The organism is Streptomyces sp. CHD11, assembly GCF_018638295.1.
Classification (GTDB): domain Bacteria; phylum Actinomycetota; class Actinomycetes; order Streptomycetales; family Streptomycetaceae; genus Streptomyces.
The window spans coordinates 97244-116589 of record NZ_JABTTS010000018.1 but is presented as its reverse complement, the minus strand read 5'-3'; the positions used below and the strand labels follow the sequence as shown (position 1 = coordinate 116589).

The 19346-nt window shown below is 73.5% G+C and carries 13 protein-coding genes; 2 read left to right on the top strand and 11 right to left on the bottom strand.

Going from position 1 to position 19346, the window contains the following annotated elements; genetic code table 11:
- Position 1 precedes the first annotated feature (1 nt).
- A complete protein-coding gene (locus tag HTV45_RS19585) occupies positions 2–874 on the bottom strand; it encodes an ABC transporter permease (protein WP_215207107.1) in 873 nt (290 codons plus the stop codon).
- A gap of 351 nt (positions 875–1225) precedes the next feature.
- Here HTV45_RS19585 and HTV45_RS19580 point away from each other — a divergent pair, with 351 nt between their 5' ends.
- Positions 1226–1864, top strand: coding sequence for a TetR/AcrR family transcriptional regulator (locus HTV45_RS19580; protein ID WP_215207106.1), 639 nt, complete (start codon positions 1226–1228; stop codon positions 1862–1864).
- Between the two features lie 221 nt (positions 1865–2085).
- Here the strand turns inward: HTV45_RS19580 and HTV45_RS19575 are convergent, their stop codons facing one another.
- The gene (locus tag HTV45_RS19575) at positions 2086–3684 is read right to left on the bottom strand and encodes a glycosyltransferase family 2 protein (RefSeq protein ID WP_215207105.1); all 1599 of its coding nucleotides are present in this window, start codon (positions 3682–3684) and stop codon (positions 2086–2088) included.
- Positions 3685–4042: 358 nt separating this feature from the next.
- Entirely contained in the window at positions 4043–4537 is a 495-nt protein-coding gene (locus HTV45_RS19570) for a MarR family winged helix-turn-helix transcriptional regulator (RefSeq protein WP_215207104.1), read from the bottom strand.
- Between the two features lie 126 nt (positions 4538–4663).
- Here HTV45_RS19570 and HTV45_RS19565 point away from each other — a divergent pair, with 126 nt between their 5' ends.
- Positions 4664–5077 carry an organic hydroperoxide resistance protein gene (locus HTV45_RS19565; RefSeq protein WP_215207103.1) on the top strand — a complete coding sequence of 138 codons (414 nt, stop codon included), beginning with the start codon at positions 4664–4666 and terminating at the stop codon, positions 5075–5077.
- 48 nt (positions 5078–5125) lie between these two features.
- Here the strand turns inward: HTV45_RS19565 and HTV45_RS19560 are convergent, their stop codons facing one another.
- The 8 genes from HTV45_RS19560 to HTV45_RS19525 all read right to left on the bottom strand — a co-directional run bounded on the left by HTV45_RS19560 (position 5126) and on the right by HTV45_RS19525 (position 18993).
- Positions 5126–6685 carry a hypothetical protein gene (locus HTV45_RS19560; protein WP_215207102.1) on the bottom strand — a complete coding sequence of 520 codons (1560 nt, stop codon included), beginning with the start codon at positions 6683–6685 and terminating at the stop codon, positions 5126–5128.
- Between the two features lie 119 nt (positions 6686–6804).
- On the bottom strand, positions 6805–8076 hold the full coding sequence (locus HTV45_RS19555) for a hypothetical protein (protein ID WP_215207101.1): 1272 nt from the start codon (positions 8074–8076) through the stop codon (positions 6805–6807).
- On the bottom strand, positions 8073–10289 hold the full coding sequence (locus HTV45_RS19550) for a bifunctional glycosyltransferase/CDP-glycerol:glycerophosphate glycerophosphotransferase (RefSeq protein ID WP_215207100.1): 2217 nt from the start codon (positions 10287–10289) through the stop codon (positions 8073–8075). Before HTV45_RS19550 ends, HTV45_RS19555 begins: the two co-directional genes overlap by 4 nt.
- Position 10290: 1 nt before the next feature.
- Complete coding sequence (locus tag HTV45_RS19545) at positions 10291–12501, bottom strand: bifunctional glycosyltransferase family 2 protein/CDP-glycerol:glycerophosphate glycerophosphotransferase (RefSeq protein WP_215207099.1); 2211 nt, start codon at positions 12499–12501, stop codon at positions 10291–10293.
- A 238-nt stretch (positions 12502–12739) separates the two neighbouring features.
- A complete protein-coding gene (locus HTV45_RS19540) occupies positions 12740–15079 on the bottom strand; it encodes a bifunctional glycosyltransferase family 2 protein/CDP-glycerol:glycerophosphate glycerophosphotransferase (protein ID WP_215207098.1) in 2340 nt (779 codons plus the stop codon).
- Between the two features lie 147 nt (positions 15080–15226).
- Complete coding sequence (locus HTV45_RS19535) at positions 15227–16126, bottom strand: carbohydrate ABC transporter permease (RefSeq protein WP_215207097.1); 900 nt, start codon at positions 16124–16126, stop codon at positions 15227–15229.
- A 91-nt stretch (positions 16127–16217) separates the two neighbouring features.
- The gene (locus HTV45_RS19530) at positions 16218–17567 is read right to left on the bottom strand and encodes a carbohydrate ABC transporter permease (RefSeq protein WP_215207096.1); all 1350 of its coding nucleotides are present in this window, start codon (positions 17565–17567) and stop codon (positions 16218–16220) included.
- 7 nt (positions 17568–17574) lie between these two features.
- A complete protein-coding gene (locus tag HTV45_RS19525; protein ID WP_215207095.1) occupies positions 17575–18993 on the bottom strand; it encodes an ABC transporter substrate-binding protein in 1419 nt (472 codons plus the stop codon).
- Positions 18994–19346 lie beyond the last annotated feature (353 nt).

The window sequence follows — 19346 nt, the reverse complement described above, 5'->3', positions numbered from 1 at the left end:
GTCAGCCACGGCCGTACCTCTCCTCGGACTTCCAGAAGTAGACGAATCCGGCCGCGCCGGCCAGCAGTGCCCAGCCCAGCGCGAACGCCCACACGTGCGGGGGCAGGTACGAGGAGCCGTAGTCGTCGATCAGCGCGAAGCGCACCAGGTCCATGTAGACCGCGGCCGGGTTCCACTGCAGCAGGTCACTGACCCAGAGCGGGACGTCCTTGTCCTGCAGCATCGCCGGGATGCTGAACATCACGCCCGAGGCGTACATCCAGGTACGCAGCACGAACGGCATCAGCTGCGCCAGGTCCGGCGTCTTGCTGCCCATCCGCGCGAAGACCAGCGCGAGACCGGTGTTGAACACGAACTGCAGCGCCAGCGCGGGCACGACCAGCAGCCAGGACAGCGCGGGAAGGTTCCCGAAGGCCAGCATGATCACCACGAGCACGATCATCGAGAACAGCAGCTGCTGGAGCTGCTGGAGCGCGAAGGAGATCGGCAGCGAGGCCCGCGGGAAGTGCAGCGCCCGCACCAGCCCCAGATTGCCGGAGATGGCACGCACACCCGCCAGCACCGAGCTCTGCGTGAACGTGAACACGAACACACCCGTCACCAGGAACGGCACGTACACATCGCTGGGGATGCCCCTGCGGGCGCCGAGCAGCAGCCCGAAGATGAAGAAGTACACCGCCGCGTTCAGCAGCGGCGTCGCCACCTGCCACAGCTGACCGAGCTTGGCCTGGCTGTACTGGGCGGTGAGCTTCGCCCGGGAGAAGGCGACGATGAAGTGCCGCCGCCCCCAGAGCTGACGGACGTACTCGCCGAGTGACGGCCGGGCACCGCTGACCGTGAGGCCGTACTGGGCNGCGGCGTCGCCACCTGCCACAGCTGACCGAGCTTGGCCTGGCTGTACTGGGCGGTGAGCTTCGCCCGGGAGAAGGCGACGATGAAGTGCCGCCGCCCCCAGAGCTGACGGACGTACTCGCCGAGTGACGGCCGGGCACCGCTGACCGTGAGGCCGTACTGGGCGGCGAGGGCCGCGAGGTCCCCCTCGGCCGGTGGACGACCGGCCGGTGTGGGGGGCGGTGTGTGGAGGGCCTGACTCACATCCGCTGCTTTCGCTAGGGGAGGGGTGGGCAATGGCGGCCGACGTCGGGACGGGACCGTATCGTCGTCTCGGAAGCGTAGGTCGAATGCACGTCGGAACGCAACCGTCTCGTCGCTACGGTGGCGGCCTATGCTGGTCCGTATGACGACGAACGCAGACGAGCCGCAGCCGCGTCGGCGCCGCCGGGCGCCCGCCGGTGCCGCCGTGCTGCGGGAGGACGTCACGGAGGCCATCCGCGCGGCCGTCTTCGGGGAACTCGCCGCCGTCGGTTACGCCCGGATGTCGATCGAGGGGATCGCGCGCCGCGCGGGCGTCGGCAAGACCGCGGTGTACCGCCGCTGGCGCTCCAAACTGCACCTGGTCCTCGACCTGGTGTCCGCGATCGCCGTCCAGGGACTGCCCGCCCCGGACACCGGCTCCCTGGAGAGCGACCTGCGCCTGCTGTACGAGGTCACCTCCCGCGCCCTGCGGCACCCCGTCGCCTCGCAGATCCTCCCCGACCTCCAGGCCGAGGCCGCCCGCAACCCCGACATCGCCGAGGCCCTGCAGAAGGCACTCAGGGAAGGTCAGGACGGGGTGGCCAAGGGCATCGTCACCGCGGCGGAGGCACGCGGCGAACTCCGCCCCGGCACCGACCACGCCCTGGCCCTCGACCTCATCTCGGGCCCGCTCTACTGGCGCTCGGTCGTCATCCGCAACCCCGGACTGCCCAAGGACTACCTGGCCGCCCTGGCGAGGGCGACGACCGCGGCCCTGAAGGCGCTCTGACAGCCGGCGGTGTCAGCCGGCCGCCTCCGGCACGCCGACCACCCGCGCGGCCGGCTCCCCCAGCTCCCGTGCGGAGCACCCGGTTGCCTGGGGAGCCGTGCTTCCCCCAGGTGGATGGCCGTGGGCCGTCTCCTCCAGGTCCGGTGCCCGGAGCGCCCGGTCCCCGAGCGGGGCAGGGGCACGCGGGGCCCGGACCACGGGAGTGATGGCCGTACCGGGGATCAGTGCGGCAGGCGCCGCAGCCGGCCGTGGAGTACGGGGGCGATTCCGCGGAGGCCGGCCGCCACGCGGAGGGCGAGGGAGCCGGAGTGGGTGGCGTACGGATGGACCAGGACCACGCCGTGCCGGAGGCTCGGCAGCGCGTCGCGGCGCAGCAGGCCCGGCCCCGCGAGGGCGTGGGCCGTGACGCGCCGGGTCGAGCCGTCCCGGAAGCGCAGCCGCAGCCGCAGGTCCCAGGCGCCCGGGGCGAGGGACGCCAGCCGTTCCGGGTGGACGGGGGTCTGCGCCGTCCAGGTGTTCCCGGCGGACGACACCCGCAGCGGCACCGTGCGGCGCACCGTCACCCCGGCCCGGTCCCGGTGGCGCCACTCCACCTCCACCTCCCTCGGGCCCGCCCGCGCGACCCCGCCGTACAGCTCGTGCAGGCGCAGCCGCAGACGGCGTGCGCGGGGGCGCAGTTCCGCGTCCACGGCGAGCGGGAGCAGGGGCGCGGGGCGGGCCGACAGGGCCTCCAGCGTGACCTCGGGCAGGTCGGACGACCAGCACGCGGTGCCGTCCGCCGCGCGGGCGTACGGCGGACGGAGCCGGGCCGGCCGGGCCGCCAGCTCCCGCAGCCGGTGCAGGTCGCGCGGCTCGGGAGAGGCCAGGACGACCCGCGCGGTCAGCCGTCCCGGGGCGACCGGGTCGCGGGCCAGGTCGGCGGCGTCGTACTCGGCGAGGAACGCCCGGGTGTGCGCCCACCACGCCCGCCGGTACTCCTCGTCGCGCGACAGCAGCTCACGCGCGTACATGCGCAGTTCGCGGTCGAGGAACTTGGCCCGTGCCCGGCGCGCCAGGACCTTCTCCCCGGCGTCCAGCAGAATCCCGTGGGCGGTGCGGCACGCGAGGGTGCGGGAATGCCAGTTGCCGATGCCCGCGCGGTCCAGCGAGATCGACAGCTGCCGGGCGGAGCGGCGGACGTGCCAGACGTACACCCGGTCGGGGACGAGCGCGACGCGCGGGGCGGCGGCCCACACCCGCGCGGTGAACACGATGTCCTCGTAGCGGAACCGGCCCTCGGGGAAGCGGATGCCGTGGTCGCGCAGGAAGCCCGTGGCGTAGAGCTTGTTGACGCAGAGGGTGTCGTGGACCAGTCGCGGGCGGCGCGCCGGGTGGGCGAGAACCGCGGGGGAGGCGTACAGGCCGGGCTCCCACGGCACCTCGCGGCCCGACGGCAGCTCCCGGCGGACGCACAGACCGCCCGCGACCTGCGCGTCCGCCCGGGTGGCGGCGGCGAGGAGCGCGTCGGCCGCGCCGGGCGGCAGGACGTCGTCGCTGTCCAGGAACATCACGTGGGGCGCGGTCACGGCGTCCAGCCCGGTGTTGCGCGGGGTGCCGCAGCCGCCGCTGTTGACGGGGAGCCGGATCACCCGCAGCCGGGGCTCGTCGTCGGCCAGCCGGTCCAGCAGGTCCGCGCTGCCGTCCGTCGAGCAGTCGTCCACGGCGACGACCTCGCGCACGGCGGGACCCTGTGCGAGCGCCGAGCGCACGGCGTCGGACACGTGGGCGGCGTCGTCATGGCCGATGACGACGACGGAGGCCTGGGGGCGGTGGGGGCGCATGGCGTCCTTGCGGTGCTATGAACCGTTTGTCGTTCCTGCACCCCTTCATACCCCGGCGCGGCTCCGCGGTCCTGCGGAAGGCCGCGGGGCGCCGCCCGTCCGCGCGAGGCCGCTCCCGGGCGCAGCCGTCGGCCGCCCGGCCCCTCGCCCTCGCGGACGCGGGCAACCTGCGGTGGCCGAGGGCCCCGGGGGGCGCGGCGGGGCGTTCACGCGTTCCCGCCTGCGCCATGGCGGCCGGACGGGCGGGACGGGCGGGGCGGGCGCCGGGGCTGTGCCGGCATGCCCCCGGACGTACTCCGGAACGCGTACGCGCACCCGTGGGCGGTGCGCGTCCGTACGGTGTGGAGGGGGCCGGGAGCTACACCCCTTCGGCCGCCGCCCGGTCCAGGGCCTCGGTCAGCGCGTGGAGACCGGCGCTCAGGGAGCGGAGCTCGTCACCCCCCAAGCCGGTCGCGGCCAGGATCCGGCGCGGCACCTCCGCGGCCCGCTCGCGCAGCGCGGTGCCCTCCCCGGTGGGCCGGACCTCCACCGACCGCTCGTCGCGCGCGCTGCGCTCCCGGCGCACCAGGCCGGACGTCTCCAGCCGCTTGAGCAGCGGGGACAGCGTTCCGGAGTCCAGTCGCAGGTACTCGCCGAGCCTCTTCACGGGCAGCGTGCCGTGCTCCCACAGCACCAGCATGACCAGGTACTGCGGATAGGTGAGACCGAGATCCCTGAGTACGACCCGGTAGACGCCGTTGAAGGCGCGGGAGGCGGCGTGCAGGCTGAAGCAGATCTGCCCGTCGAGGCGGAGCCAGTCGTCCGTGGCGCCCGGCAGCGGGGGCGTCGCGGGCGGGTTCGGAGTGGCTGTCATGCCTCCAGGGTAGCTCTGCGGACCATTTGGTTGCGCACAATTTAATTGCGTGCTCTACTTGAGCTCGTCAGGCGGCCGGAGCCCATCAGGGCCCCGGCCCGGTCATCACCCAGGAGGGGTCTCCCCATGGACGCGCTCTACACCGCCGTCGCCACCGCCACCCACGGCCGTGAGGGCCGCGCCGTCACCTCCGACGGCAAGCTGGACCTCGGCCTCGGCGCCCCCGCGGAGCTGGGCGGCAGCGGGCAGGGCACCAACCCCGAGCAGCTCTTCGCCGCCGGTTACGCGGCCTGCTTCGGCAGCGCCCTCGGCGTGGTCGGCCGGGCGGCGAAGGTCGACGTCAGCGAGGCCGCGGTGACCGCCGAGGTGGTCCTCGGCAAGCAGGGCGAGGGCTTCGCGCTCGCCGTGACCCTGCGCGTCGAACTGCCCGACGGCCTCGACGAGGCGACCGGCCGCAAGCTGGTCGAGCAGGCCCACCAGGTCTGCCCCTACTCCAACGCGACCCGCGGCAACATCCCCGTCGACCTCGTCATCGAGTAGTCCCGGCAGACGCCACGGACGCCACGGATGCCACGGACGCGGCGCGCTTCACCCCCCGACCCGCGCCAGCACCTCCCCCGTCCGCCGGCTCCACGTCACCACCACCGCCTCCTCGGGCACCCGCTGCCAGGGCGTCAGCAGCACCCAGCGCGCGTGGTACCGGCGGGCGATCGTGACGCGCTCGGCCCGGGTCGAGGCGGGATCCAGGTACGCGCGCACATCGGCCGCCCGCCGCAGCCGCTCCGGTTCGTCCAGCGCGGCGTCCGGCCAGGCGGGCGCCGCCAGGTTCGGCCCGTAACCGGCGATCGCGTGGACGGCGTGATAGCCGTCCGTGATCACCACCTCGCCCGGACCGATGTACCGCGCGGCCCAGTCGTACGACGGCCAGTCGGGCGGCTGTTCGAAGCCGACCGGATCCACCGCGGGCGGCACCACCGCCCCGGCGTGCACCGTCAGGAACCCGGCACAGGCCCCCGCGGCCGCGGCCCCGCCCAGCAGCCGCCGCCACACCGGCCACGGCCGGGGCGCCGCCAGCTCCACCGCGAGCGCGAACTGCAACGGCACCAGCGTCAGCCCGAGCACCCTGCCGTAGGTGTAGTGGCCGCTCACCCAGCCGTACGCCACCACCAGGCAGTCCGCCGCGAACATCAGCACCAGCGGGTCGCGCCACGAGGTGCGCCGTGCCCGCAGCCACAGCACCGGCAGTCCCAGCAGCGCCAGCCCGAACTGGGCGGGCAGATCCAGATACAGCCGCCGGTGCATCGCGTCCACGCTGCCGTCCCCGGCCAGCGCGAAGACGTCGAAGTACGGCCAGCAGACGGCCACCAGCAGCGCCACCCCGCCCGTCAGCGCCCACCGCCCGGCGACCGCCGCCGACCAGCCCCGCTGCCACCCGCCGACCAGCGCCGCCGCCCCCAGCGCCGCCGCGACCGCCGTGATCGGATGCACCAGCAGGATCAGCCCGTACAGCGCGCCCAGCGCCGCGTACCCCGGCAGCGGGCGCAGCCCGCCCGGCCCCACGAACCGCACGGTCCCGGCGTCCCGGGCCCGCGCCCCCGTCAGCGCCCAGGCCCAGAAGGCCAGCCCGATCGCGCACGCCGACGGATAGGCGAGATTGCCCGTCATCGACATCAGGTTCAGATAGCCGCTCCACCAGGCCCGCTCCACTCCCCACAGCAGCGTCATCGCCGCCAGCGCCAGCACCGGCGCCCAGGGACGCGGGGTCAGCACCCGCACGAAACGGCCGATCCCGGTGAGCAGCACCAGCAGATTCAGCGGCCCGGTGAGCCTGAGCACCTCCCAGCCGCCGAGACCGGTCAGCCGGGCGGCCACGCCCTGCGCCAGGGCGAACGGCGAGTAGTACGGGCTGCCCGCGCCCGGCAGGTCCGCCATCGGGTGCCGGGGCCGCAGCAGATCGTCCTTGAGGCGTTCGACGACGGCCGCGTGCTGCCCGGCGTCGCAGCACAGCGGCACCGCCCAGTACGCCAGCGACATCACCAGCCAGAACAGGAAGCCGAAGAGCAGGTACGGCGTGGGGCGCCGGGCCCCGCCGCCGCGCAGCGCCGTGGCACCGTCCACGGTCCGCCGTACGAGGACTCCGGCGCTCATCGGGTGACGGGGAACGAGTGCATGCGAGACATCTGCCGTATGTTCCCGGAGAGATCACGGGCATGACCTCAAGTCACCTCTTCGAGTGACCCACCGGCGTCGGGGCGCCGGCGGGCCGCTCAGCGCACCGGCTCCGCCGGTGGCACCTCCCGCACCGGCACCACCACCCGCCGCACCACCGGCTCCAGCAGCAGCGGCACCCCCAGCACCGGAAGCAGCCAGGCCAGCGTGATCAGCCGGTCGCCCCAGATGTTGATGTCCGGATGCCCGGCCTGGTTGAGGAACCCGGTACAGGCGGCGGCGACCAGGAAGGCGCCGAACGCCGGCCGCCGCCGCGCGCCCAGCACCCCGGCGGCCACCGCCGCCAGGAACAGCGGCTCCCACAGCCGCCGCCGCAGCCACTCCATCCAGAAGTTCCCCTGGAGCTGGAAGAACTCCGCCCAGGGGCGCTCCCGGTCGGGGCGGGCGAAGTGGTCGGTCAGCAGGTCCTGCACGCTCTCCGACACCGACGGACAGTCCAGCAGCCGGGCCGCCAGGACCGTCCCCACCGTCCCCGCGCACCCCGTCCACGCGAGCGCCGCCACCCCGCGCCCCACAGGCACCCCCCGCCACCGGCGCCGTACCGCGACCGCCGCGCCCGCGCCCGCCAGACAGAGCCCGAGGAACAGCGCCTGGGAGTGCTTCACGGTGAACAGCGCGAGCAGCGCCGCGCACACCAGCCCGATGCCGGCCCGCCTTCTGCCGCCCCCCTCCAGCACCAGCGCGCAGCCCCACAGCGCGGCCAGCGTGAGGGCCAGCAGCAGCCCCTCCGCCATCGGGCGCATCGCCGTGGTCCCGCACGGCAGGGCGAGGAACAGCGCCTGCCCGGTGAGCGCGAGCGGTACCGGCACCGCCAGGGCGCGCAGCACCAGGAAGGCCAGCGCCCCGCCGGCACAGGTGATCACCACGCCCGCCGCCCAGAGACCCCAGGTCGCACCGAACAGGCTGACGAACGGCACCAGGAACACCGGATAGCCGGGACGCACCTCGAAGATCCGCATGAACCGCTCGGACATGAACGGCACGGTGTGCCCGCCGGTCTCACCGGCCGCCAGCCGTGCCTCCACCGCCCGCCACTCCCGCTCGCGGCACTCCTCCATGACCCGCGGTGCGGGGTCCGGGGCGTGGAAGCGCACCACGTTCACGTTCTGCTCGCGGTGGGCCATCGCCGCCCGGCCCGCGCAGTAGTGGTCGATGGTGACGGCCGCGGCCTCCCGCTTGCCGGCGCCGCTCAGGCTCAGCGCGTACGACAGGTAGTTCTTGCTGTCGGGGGTGTCCCGGCCGGAGACGTTCGCCAGTTGCAGCACGGCGAACACGGCGGCCAGGAGCAGTACCCAGGTGCGCGGCCTCACGACGGGGCCAGCCGGCCACGGCCCGCGGCCTGGGCGGGCAGCCTGGCCGGGTCCGGCGAGTGCTCCGGCACGGGTTCGCCCAGCATCAGGGCGCGCACCACCCGCTCGGCTGCCCGGCCGTCGTCGAATTCGCAGTACCGCTCCCGGAAGGCGGAGCGCAGCCGCGCCGCCTCCTCGTCCCGCCAGGTGCCGGAGTCGAACAGCCACGCCAGCTCCCGGTAGGAGCGCGCCACATGTCCCGGCGCCTCGGCGGTGATGTCGAGGTAGGCGCCGCGGCTCGCCCGGAAGGCGTCCCAGTCGTCGGCGTACACGACGATCGGCCGGTCCAGGTTGGCGTAGTCGAACATCAGGGCCGAGTAGTCGGTGACCAGGGCGTCGGCGGCGAGCAGCACGTCCTGCGCCTCCGGCTCGTCGGTGGCGTCGACGAGCACGCCCCGCCGGTGCAGCTCGGCGAGGCCGAGACCGCGGGCCGGGCCGTCGGCGAGCGAGGGGTGCAGCCGGACCACGAGGGTGTGGCCCGCGCCCAGGTCGGCGGCGAACCGGGCCAGGTCGATCCGCTCCACCAGCCCGTCCCTGCGGTAGTCGCGGCGGGTGGGGGCGTACAGCACCACCGTGTCCCCCTCCGGCACCCCGAGCCGGGCCCGGACCTCCCGGCCGCTGTCCGGGCCCGCGACGGCCAGGACGTCGTTGCGGGGGCTGCCGCTGCGCAGCGAGGCGAAGTGGCAGGGGTACGCCCGCTCCCACACCAGCTCGGAGTGCCGGTTGGCGACCAGGCTGTGGTCCCAGCGGTCGGCCCGGCGCAGCATCTGCGGCACGTCGAAGCCCTGCCGGGCGCCCGGCTTGCCGAGCAGGTCGGCGCCCATGAACTTCAGCGGGGTGCCCTGATGGGTGTGGATGTGCACGCTCCCCGGACGTTTCACCAGCGCGCCCGACCAGTTGACGTTGTTGACGAAGTACGTGGCCCGCTCGGTCACCCTGCGGTAGCCGGGGGAGTCCAGCAGCACGTACTCGGTGTCCGGCGGCAGCGCGGCCGCCCGCTCCTCGTCGGCCAGCACCCATACGCCCCTGAGGTGGGGGGCGATCTCACGCGCCGCGCGGTGGATCGCCGCGGGGTCGCCGAGGACGCCCCGGTGCGAGAACGCCGAGTACACGGCGAGGTCCGGGTCCAGCGGGCGGCGCAGCGACGACCGGACCGCCACGGCCCGCGCCGCCGTCGCGGTGCGCGCCTGCCGGGCCCGGCGCGCCAGGTCCCGGCCCGCCCGCTCCGCCCGGCGCCGCAGTACGTAGCCGGCGTAACCGCCCTCCAGCACCCGCAGCGGGGCGGGGACCCGTGCCCCCTCCGGCCGGTGGGCCCGGAACATGTCGGCCGTACGGCGGAAGAACTCGGCCTTGTCGGACGGCGGCAGCCGGTCCGGCTTGGAGAGGATGTCGAGACAGTGCTCGCCCATCTTGGCGTGCAGGACGGGCCGCCAGTGCGCCAGCGCGGGGCGGGCGTCGAGGAACCGGAACACCCGCGCGTACTGCTCGTGGACGTCGAAGTGCCTGCGGCTGGTGGTGGACAGGATGCTGCCCCGGCGGCGCTGCCGGTAGTACAGGCAGATCCGGTCCAGGGCCGCGACGCGCTCCGCGCTGAGCAGCACCGGGAACGTCCAGGGCGTGTCCTCGTAGTAGCCGGGCGGGAAGGTGAAGCCCTCCCGCCCGACGAAGTCGCGGCGGTAGACCTTGTTCCAGACCACCATCAGCAGGTCGAGGATCTCCGGCCGCTCGGCCGCGGTGAAGGTCCCGCCGGCGTTCTCCGCCAGGACACGGGCCAGCGCGTTGCGGCGGGTGCCGCCCCACCAGTAGGTGCGGGCGTAGTCGAAGACCAGCACGTCCGGGTCGCCTGCCTCGTCGAGGCGGTCGGCCAGGGCGCGCAGCGCGCCGGGGGTGAGGGTGTCGTCGCTGTCCAGGAAGAACAGGTAGTCGCCCGTCGCGAGCGGCATCCCGGCGTTACGGGCCTGCCCGAGGCCCACGTTCTCCGGCAGGTGCAGCACCCGGACGCGTTCGTCACGGGCCGCGTAGGCGTCGAGGATCGCCCGGCAGCCGTCGGGGGAGCGGTCGTCGACCGCGATCACCTCGATGTCGCGGTACGACTGTCCGAGCACCGAGTCGAGACAGGCGTGCAGATATCCCTGCACCTTGTGGACGGGGACGATGACGCTGAAGCGGGGCACGTCAGCTCCTCACCAGGGGGGCGGCGGCGGGAGCGGGGACACGCTCCGCGAGCGGGATCACGGGCGGCAGCGCCTCGGGCGGCTCACCGAGCAGCACCCGGCGTACGACGCGTTCGGCGGCCCGCCCGTCGTCGAAGGCGCAGAACCGCTCCCGGAAACGGGCTCGCAGCGCGGCCGACTCCGCGTCCGCGTACGAGCCGTCGCGGAACACCCGGGCCAGCTCGTCGGGCGTGCGCGCGACCGGTCCCGGCGGGCCGGCCATCAGGTCGAAGCAGACCCCGCGGGTCTCCCGGTAGACGTCCCAGTCGTCGGCGTACACGACGATGGGGCGGTCCAGGTTGGCGTAGTCGAACATGATCGACGAGTAGTCGGTGATCAGTGCGTCGGCGGCCAGGCACACGTCCTCCGAGGAGCGGTGCGCGGATACATCGATGACCCGGCTGATCCGGCCGGTGCTCCCGCGCGCGCCCCGGTCGTAGAAGTAGTGGGCGCGCAGCAGCACCACCACGTCCTCGCCGGCCGCCTCGCAGAACGCCTCCAGGTCGAGGCCCGGTTCGAAGCCGGTGTGGTGGTCGCGGTGGGTCGGCGCGTACAGCACGGCCCGCGCGCCCTCCGGGACGCCCAGCCCGGCGCGGATCCGGGCCACGTCGTCGGCGCCTGCCGTCAGGTACGCGTCGTTGCGCGGATAGCCGTACTCCAGCTGCTCGTAGGAGCCGGGGAAGGCGCGCTCCCACACGCGCGTGGAGTGGGGGTTGGAGGAGAGGTTGTAGTCCCAGCGGTCGACCCGGCCGAGCAGCTTGGTGAAGCTGCCCGTGGCGGCCGCCACCACCGGGTACGTGGACTGGTCGACGCCCATGGTCTTCAGCGGGGTGCCGTGCTGGGTCTGGAGGTGGACGGTGCCGGGGCGTTTGACGACGCCCTCCGCGAAGTTGGCGTTGTTCACGAAGTACGTGGCGCGGGCCAGCACCTGCCAGTAGCGCCGGCTGCCGATGACCGCGTACTCGACGCCCTCCGGCACGGTGTGCGCCTGGTCGGCCTCCACCAGGAACACCGAGCGGAGGTGCGGGGCGAGTGCGCGGGCCGCGCGGTGGATCGCGGCCGGGTTGCAGGCGTAGCCGCGGCCCCAGTACGCGCAGTACACGGCGAGGTGCGGATCCAGCGGGCGGCGCAGCTGCGCCGCGTACAGCAGCCGGGTGCGCAGCCCCCGGGGCACCGGTACCGTCGCCGCCGCCCCGGCCGCAGCGCGCCGGGCGAGGCGCAGGGCGGCGAAGGCCGGGTAGGAACCGGCCGCCAGCAGCCGGTGCTGCACGCCCAGGCTGCCGCGCGGGGGCCGGAACCCGGCCGGGCGGTGACGGCGGTACAGGGCGCTCGCGCGGCGGAAGAACGCACGGCGGTCCGAGGGGAGCCGCCGGGGGTGTGCGGCCGTCTTCAGCACGGCGGCGAACAGCTGCTCGAACAAGGGGCCCGACCGGTCGGCGGACACCTCCAGGTCGGCGGCGCGGGCCAGCACCAGGTCGGCCTGGTCCAGCAGCTCGGCGTGGTGCCCGCCGGGCAGGTTCAGCCGGCTGCCCTGCCGGCGCACCAGATGCCGTACGACCACCGCGCGGAGCACCGCCACCCGCTCGGCGCCCAGCATCGCGAGCCCGCCCCAGCCGATGTCCGTGAAGTGCCCCGGCGGGAACGCCAGGCACTGCTCGGCGGCGAACGCGCGGCGCCAGGCCGCACTCCACGCCGGGAGGCGCACACCCGTGAGGTGAGGGGCGCGTGCGGGGGCGAAGGCGCCGTCCGGGGTGTTCGCCAGCAGCGGCGCGGCCGGGTTGGCGGACTCGCTCTCCCACCAGGGCACCCGCTCGTGCTCGAAGTGCAGCACGTCCACGTCGCCGGTGTCCGCCAGGCGCGCGTCCAGAGCGGCCAGCGCGCCCGGGACCAGCACGTCGTCGCCGTCGAGGAACAGCAGATACGTCCCGTTCGCCGCCCGCATCCCGGCGTTGCGCGCCCCCGCCAGTCCCTGCTCCGGAGGTGCGTGCACCGGAACCACCCGCGAGTCCCGCTCGGCGTGCCGGGCGGCCACGTCGGCCGCCGGTGACCCGGGCGCGTCGCAGACCGGGATCAGCTCGAAGTCACCGAAGGCCTGGGCGAGGACCGAGTCCAGCGCCTGGCCCAGCCGGCCGGCGACCCCGTGGGACGGGACGATGATGCTGAAGCGGGGCATGCTGCTCTTTCCCTAGGGGTGGGCGTGCTGCTCTTTCCGTAGAGGACGGTGTGGCGCCGGACGCGTCGGCGTGCGGGGCGCCGGCCGGGCCGTCCCGCGGGGCGTCGGCCGGCGGCCGGGCCGGGGCGGGCCGCGACGGGCCGGGGGGCATGGGAACTCCCGAGGGGTGGACGGGACCGGGGGCGGGGGACGACCTCGCGGGGTGGACGGGCCGGGGGCCCCCTGAGGGGAACGACGGTCAGCCGCCGTCGGTGACGGCCAGCAGTCCGGCCGACTGCCGGGGCGCCGACTGCCGCGGCGCCGGCGGAGAGGCGAGCGGCGGCGAGGCGAGCGGCGGCGTGCCGAGCGGTGCGGTGCCGACCGGCGGTGTGTCGGGCGGTGGTGTGCCGGGCGCGGCGGCGGCCGGCGGTGCCGGGCGGCGCTCGTCCAGGGGGACGACCGGGGGGACGGAGCCCTCCCCGAGCAGGACCCGGCGTACGACCCGTTCGGCGGCCCGGCCGTCGTCGTGCGGACAGAAGCGGTCGCGGAAGGCCGCGCGCAGCAGGGCGGAGCGGGCGCCGCGCCAGTGGCCGGAGGCGAAGATGTCGATCAGATCGTCCTCGCTGCCCGCGACCGCGCCCGGCGGCACCGACCGCGGGTCGAAGTAGAGGCCGCGGGCCGCCTCGTACGCCTCCCAGTCGTCGGCGTGCAGGACGACCGGCCGGTCCAGCACCGCGTAGTCGAACATCAGCGGGGAGAAGTCCGTGACCAGGGCGTCCGAGGCCAGGCAGAGCGCGGTCAGGTCCGGATGCCCGCTCACGTCCAGGACCCGGTCGGAGGCGGCCTCCAGCGGCCCCTGCCGCGGGTGGTGGCCGCGGGCCAGGACGACGAACCGCGGGCCGAGCCGGCGCGCCACGCGCTCCAGGTCGAGCAGCCGGGGCTGGGTGCGGAGGTAGTCGCGGCGGGCCGGCGCGTACAGGACCGCGACCGCGCCCGGCGGGATGCCCAGCGACTTCCGCAGTGCGGCGACGTCCGCTCCGGTCGCCGTGTGGAACCGGTCGGTGCGCGGCCTGCCGTACTCCAGCGTGGTGTAGCGGCCGGGGAACACGCGTTCCCAGGTCAGCGTGGAGTGGCGGTCGGCGGAGACGACGTAGTCCCACTGGTCGACGTCCGCCAGCAGCCGGGCGAAGTCGGTGTCCCGGGCCGCCGCCGGACGTTCCTGGAGGTCCAGGCCCTCATGTCCGAGCGGGGTGCCCCGCTGGACCCGGACGAGGATCTGGCCCCCGCGTTTGACCAGGCCCGGTTCGGTGTCGGTGTCGGTCACCAGATACGGGGACCGGGCGAGCGCCGTCCAGTGGGCGGCGGTGCCGGGGAGGAGGCGGCGGGTGCCCGGCGCGAGGGTGTGGTGGTGCTCCGGACCGGACACCCAGGCGGTGCGCAGCCGCGGGGCGAGGTCGCGCACCGCGGACTCCAGGGCCCCCGGGTCACCGCCGCGGCCGGCGTGGGCGGTGAACAGGACATGGCCGGCGCGCAGCGGGAGCAGCCGCTGGAACCGGTAATGCCCGCGCAGGGCGGCACGGCGCAGACCGCACAGGAGCCGCCCGGTGAGCCGGGCCGCCCTGCGGCGCGCGGCCGCCGCCAGCCGCAGCGCCCGGTAGGTGCGGTGCAGCCCGAGACGGACCAGCGTGTGGTGGACGCGGGCGCGCGGCGGAACGGGCGCGCCGGGTGCCCGGTAACGCCGGTAGTGGGCGCGGGCCCGGCGCAGGAACGCGGCCCGCGAACCGCGCGGCAGCCGGTCCCGCCGTGTGTACACCGTCACCAGGTGGTCGACCATGCGGCGGAACAGCACCGGCCGCCAGCGCTCCAGTTCGGGGCGCCCGTCGAGGAACGCGAAGACCCGGTCGTACTGATCGAAGACGTCGAAGTGCCGGTCGGTGGTGGTGCGCAGGATGCAGCCGGCCCGCCGCTGCCGGTAGTGCACGCACACCCGGTCCAGGGTGGCGATCGACTCCGCCGTCATCAGGACCGGGTACGTCCACGGGGTGTCCTCGTAGTAGCCGGGCGGGAAGGCCAGGCCCGCGCTCAGGACGAACTCCCGCCGGTAGGCCTTGTTCCAGGCCACCATCAGCAGGTTCAGCAGCCCCGGTCGGTCGGCGAGCCGGAACGGCGCCGGGCCGTTCTCGGTGAGCTCGGCGGCGACCCGGTTGCGCACGGCCTCACCCGCCCAGTAGGTGCGCGCGTAGTCGTAGACCAGCACGTCCGGTTCGCCGGTCTCCTTCAGCCGGTCGGCGAGGGCGAGCAGCGCGTCGGGGGTGAGGGTGTCGTCGCCGTCCAGGAACACCAGGTAGTCGCCGGTCGCCCGCTCCATCCCCGCGTTGCGGGCCCGCCCCAGGCCCGTGTTCTCCGGCAGGTGCACCGCCCGTACCCGCGGGTCCCGGGCAGCGAACTCGTCGATCACCGCGCCGCAGGCGTCCGGTGAGCAGTCGTCGACGGCGATCAGTTCGAGATCGGGATACGACTGCGACAGCACCGACTCCAGGCACGCGTGCAGATACGCCTGGACCTGGTACGCGGGGACAATGACACTGAACCTGGGCAAGGGGCATCCAACGGTCGGTGCGGGCGTTCTGCCCGGCAACGGCCGCTGGGCCGACTTGGTTACGCGCCCTGCGGCATCCGGGGGACGTCCGTCACACGAAGGGGCGGACCTCACCGGTCCGCCCCTTCAACTTTGTCGCGCTGTCTGCTACTTGACCGCCCCTGCCATCACGCCGGTGACGAACTGCCGCTGGAACGCGAAGAACACGACCAGCGGAACCACCATCGAGATGAACGCGCCCGGCGCCAGGACGTCGATGTTGTTGCCGAACTGCCGTACCTGGGTCTGCAGGGCGACCGTGATCGGCTGGCTCCCCGAATCGGTGAAGATCAGCGCGACCAGCATGTCGTTCCACACCCACAGGAACTGGAAGATGCCGAGCGCGGCGATCGCCGGCCCGGCGAGCGGCATCACGACCCGTACGAACAGCCGCAGTTCGCCCGCGCCGTCCAGCCGGGCAGCCTCCAGCAGCTCCCTCGGGATCTCCGCGAAGAAGTTCCGCAGCAGGAACACCGCGAACGGCAGTCCGAAGCCGACGTGGAAGAGGACCACACCGGTCAGGGAACCGAAGATGCCCAGCGAACCGAAGAGTTCGGCGATCGGGATCAGCGCCACCTGCACCGGCACCACCAGCAGCCCCACCACCGCCAGGAACCACCAGTCACGGCCGGGGAACTCCATCCAGGCGAAGGCGTAGCCCGCGAGTGAGCCGATCACCACCACCAGCACGGTCGCCGGCACCGTGATGTACGCCGTGTTCAGCAGCGAACCGGTGATGTCGTCGTTCTTCAGCAGTGTCCCGTAGGCGTCGAAGGTGAGCTGCGAAGGCTCGGTGAACACCGTCCACCAGCCGTCGGCGGCCATGTCCCGCGGGGTGCGCAGACTGGCCAGCAGCAGCCCGAACGTCGGGACCAGCCAGAACAGGCCGACGACGATCAGGAACACACGGACCAGACCGCCGCTCACCCACTGGGAGAGCCGCGAACCGAGCGACTGTTCGGCCCTGACAGGGGGGACGGCCGGTGCGGCCGCCTTGGTGGCACTCATCGCCTGACCTCCCGCCGCAGCCGCCTGACGTTGCTGTGCCCGCCCGGGGGGCGACCCCCGGACCCCCGGCAGTCACTCGGTCGACGCCGGTTCATCGCCTGACCTCCCGCCGCAGCCGCCTGACGTTGAACCACATCACCGGGATCACCAGCAGCAGCAGGAACACCGCGATGGCGCTCGCGATGCCCGGCTGGTCCGCGGAGAAGCCCTGGCGGTACAGCTCCAGCGCCAGGACGTTGGCATCGTCCTGGGAGGAGCCCGGGGCGATGATGAAGACCAGGTCGAACACCTTGAGCACATTGATCATCAGGGTGACGGTGACCACCGCGAGGACCGGCGCCAGCAGGGGCACCGTGACCCGTCTGAAGACCTGCCACTCGTTCGCCCCGTCCACCCGCGCGGCCTCCAGCAGCTCCCGGGGCATCCCCGCGAGCCCGGCCGCGATCAGCACCATCGCGAAGCCCGCCCACATCCAGATGTACGAGCCGATGATGGCCGGTGTGACCAGCGACGGGCCGAGCCAGTCCAGCCCGTTGTACGGTGCCGCGAAGTTGCTCGCCGGCAGCCGGAGGTGTGCCCCGTCGGCCTTCGAGGACAGCGAGAACGTGCCGTCGTCGCCGGCCGTCGCCGTCTCCACCACCTCGCCGTCCCTGACGGCCTCGATCCGCATCCCCGGATAGCCCAGCTCGGAGGCGTCGACCTGGTTCAGCGCCCCGACACCCTTGCCCCGGGTGAAGTCCTGCCAGGTGGTGCCGGTGATCCGGTCGTCCTCCGGCTTCGCCGCCGCCGCGGGCTTCGCGCCGTCCGGCATCAGGTCCGGGGCGACACCGACCAGCGGCAGCGTGACCGTGTCACCGGCGCTCACCGTGTCCCGGGTGATGAACGCGCCCCCGCCGGCCGGTTCCAGCGGCGACTCACGGCCCGGGTGTGCCTTGGGGAACGCCGACGACTCGGCGAAGGTGTCGTGCACCCCGACCCACACCGCGTTCGCCACACCCTTGTCCGGGTCCTGGTCGTACACGAGGCGGAAGATGATGCCGGCCGCCAGCATCGAGATCGCCATCGGCATGAAGACGACCAGCTTGAACGCCGTGCCCCAGCGCACCCGTTCGGTCAGTACCGCGAAGATCAGACCGAGCGCGGTGGCGACCGTGGGCGCGAACACCACCCAGATGATGTTGTTCTTCAGGGCGGTGCGGATGCCGTCGTCGGTGAACAGCGCCTGGTAGTTGTCGAACCCGGCGAAACCGTCGCCGGACTGGTCGTAGAAACTGCGGACGACGGAGTACCCGATCGGGTAGACCACGAGCGCACCGAGCAGCACGAGGGCGGGCAGCAGGAACAGCGCCGCGACCGTTCTCCGGGTGCCGGTGACGCTCTTGCGCGACTTCGGAGCGGCGGGGGTCCTCTTCGGGGCCCCCGCCGCCGTGTCCGACGCCATCGCCGGATCAGTTCCCGTACGCCGCGGCCGCGTCGGCCTCCAGCCGCGCCTGCGCCCCCGCGATGTCCTTCGGGTTCTTCAGGAAGTCCTGCAGCGCCTTCCACTCGCCCTTGCCCGGCGTGCCGCCGAAGGCCTGCGGGGCCTGGTCGGACATGTCGAAGCGGAAGTCGTCACCGGCGTCGATCAGTGCCTTGGCCATCTTCTGCTGCACCTCGTTGGGGTACGCGGAGTTCGGCACGTTCTTGTTGGGCGAGAGGTAGCCGCCCAGCTTCGCCTGGATGCCCGCCGCGTCCGGGGAGGCGAGGAAGGTGGCCAGCGCCTGCGCCGCCTCGGACTCCTCCAGGATCACCGCCGCGTCGCCGCCGGACACCACGGGCGGGGCGTCCCCGACCGCCGGGAACGGGAACACCTTGGCGTCCGTGCCCACCTCCGCCTCGGTCTCGGCAATGTTGACCTGGACGAAGTCGCCCTCGTAGACCATGCCGGCCTTGGGCTGGTCGCCGCCGGTGAAGGTCTGGGTCACCGACGCGGGGAACTCCGTCTGCAGGGCACCGGACGCGCCGCCCGCGACATAGTCCTTCTTGCCCCAGATCCCGGCGAGCGTGGTCAGGGCCTCCTTGACGGACGGGTCCGTCCACTTGATCTCGTGCCGGGCCAGCTGGTCGTACTTCTCCGGCCCCGCCTGGGACAGATAGACGTTCTCGAACCAGTCGGTCAGCGTCCAGCCGTCGGCGCCGCCGACCGAGAACGGCGTGACCCCGGAGTCGTACACCGTCTGCGCGGTGGTGAGCAGTTCGTCCCATGTCGTGGGCTCGGTCGCGCCGGCGTTCTCGAAGACCTGGGCGTTGTACCAGATCAGCGACTTGTTGGCGGCCTTGTAGTAGACGCCGTACTGCTTGCCGTCGACCTTGCCGATGTCCTGCCAGGCCTGCGCGTAGTTCTCGGTGAGCTCCTTGGTGGCCGCCGCGCCCAGCGGCTTGGCCCAGCCCTTCTCCACGGCCTGTTTGATGGCGCCCGGCTGCGGCAGCAGCGCCACGTCCGGCGGGGCACCGCCCGCGATCTTCGAACCGAGGAAGTTGATGATCGGGTCCTGGGCCGGCACGAAGGTCACCTCGGCGCCGGTGCGCTTCTCGAACTCGGCGAGGACCTTCTTGAAGTTCTCCTGCTCGGCGCCGGTCCACACGGCGGCGACCTCCAGGCTCTCGCCCTTCAGGTCGGGCAGGGTGACGGTGGTGCCGGTGTCGCCGGTCCCGCCGCCCTTGTCGTTGTCACCGCTGTCGTCGTCGCCTCCGCAGGCGGTGAGCGAGACCGCGAGCACACCCGCGGCGAGCGCGGCGGCGGCCCTCAGCGCCGTGCGGGAGCGGGGTGTCGTCGTGGGACGGTCGGGCGACTTGGGTATCCGGATGATCCTGTTCGTCCTGCGCATCACTGCCCCGTTCTTCGTACTCCGTCGTACTCAGCCGAACGTTCGAGCGCTTCCCGTGCGCTCTGGTCTACGCCCGGGGGGTGGGGGTGGCAAGAGTGCGTTCCGTGTCAAGTCATGGATCGTGACCGCGTCGTGACCATGCGTCAGTGCGCCCGGGTGTCCCGGCTCATGACTTGCTCACGCGAAGCAGGGAAGCTGAGGACTTGCTCATCGGACGGTCAGTCACCGCGGCCGCCCTTCTGGTGCGGCGAGGAGTACGCGGTCCACATCGGCGACGGGCACTACGGCGTGCACACCGGAGTCGTCTGTGTTGTGTCCGGCCGGGTGACGCGGGACGAACTGACCACCGAGGT

What these genes read in the sequence shown, in the direction of transcription:
- HTV45_RS19565 (WP_215207103.1), top strand. Translation starts at nt 4,664, where the DNA reads ATGGACGCGCTCTACACCGCCGTCGCCACCGCCACCCACGGCCGTGAG.
- HTV45_RS19545 (WP_215207099.1), bottom strand. Translation starts at nt 12,501, where the DNA reads ATGCCCCGCTTCAGCATCATCGTCCCGTCCCACGGGGTCGCCGGCCGG.
- HTV45_RS19580 (WP_215207106.1), top strand. Translation starts at nt 1,226, where the DNA reads ATGCTGGTCCGTATGACGACGAACGCAGACGAGCCGCAGCCGCGTCGG.
- HTV45_RS19530 (WP_215207096.1), bottom strand. Translation starts at nt 17,567, where the DNA reads ATGGCGTCGGACACGGCGGCGGGGGCCCCGAAGAGGACCCCCGCCGCT.
- HTV45_RS19525 (WP_215207095.1), bottom strand. Translation starts at nt 18,993, where the DNA reads ATGCGCAGGACGAACAGGATCATCCGGATACCCAAGTCGCCCGACCGT.
- HTV45_RS19570 (WP_215207104.1), bottom strand. Translation starts at nt 4,537, where the DNA reads ATGACAGCCACTCCGAACCCGCCCGCGACGCCCCCGCTGCCGGGCGCC.
- HTV45_RS19575 (WP_215207105.1), bottom strand. Translation starts at nt 3,684, where the DNA reads ATGCGCCCCCACCGCCCCCAGGCCTCCGTCGTCGTCATCGGCCATGAC.
- HTV45_RS19535 (WP_215207097.1), bottom strand. Translation starts at nt 16,126, where the DNA reads ATGAGTGCCACCAAGGCGGCCGCACCGGCCGTCCCCCCTGTCAGGGCC.
- HTV45_RS19560 (WP_215207102.1), bottom strand. Translation starts at nt 6,685, where the DNA reads ATGAGCGCCGGAGTCCTCGTACGGCGGACCGTGGACGGTGCCACGGCG.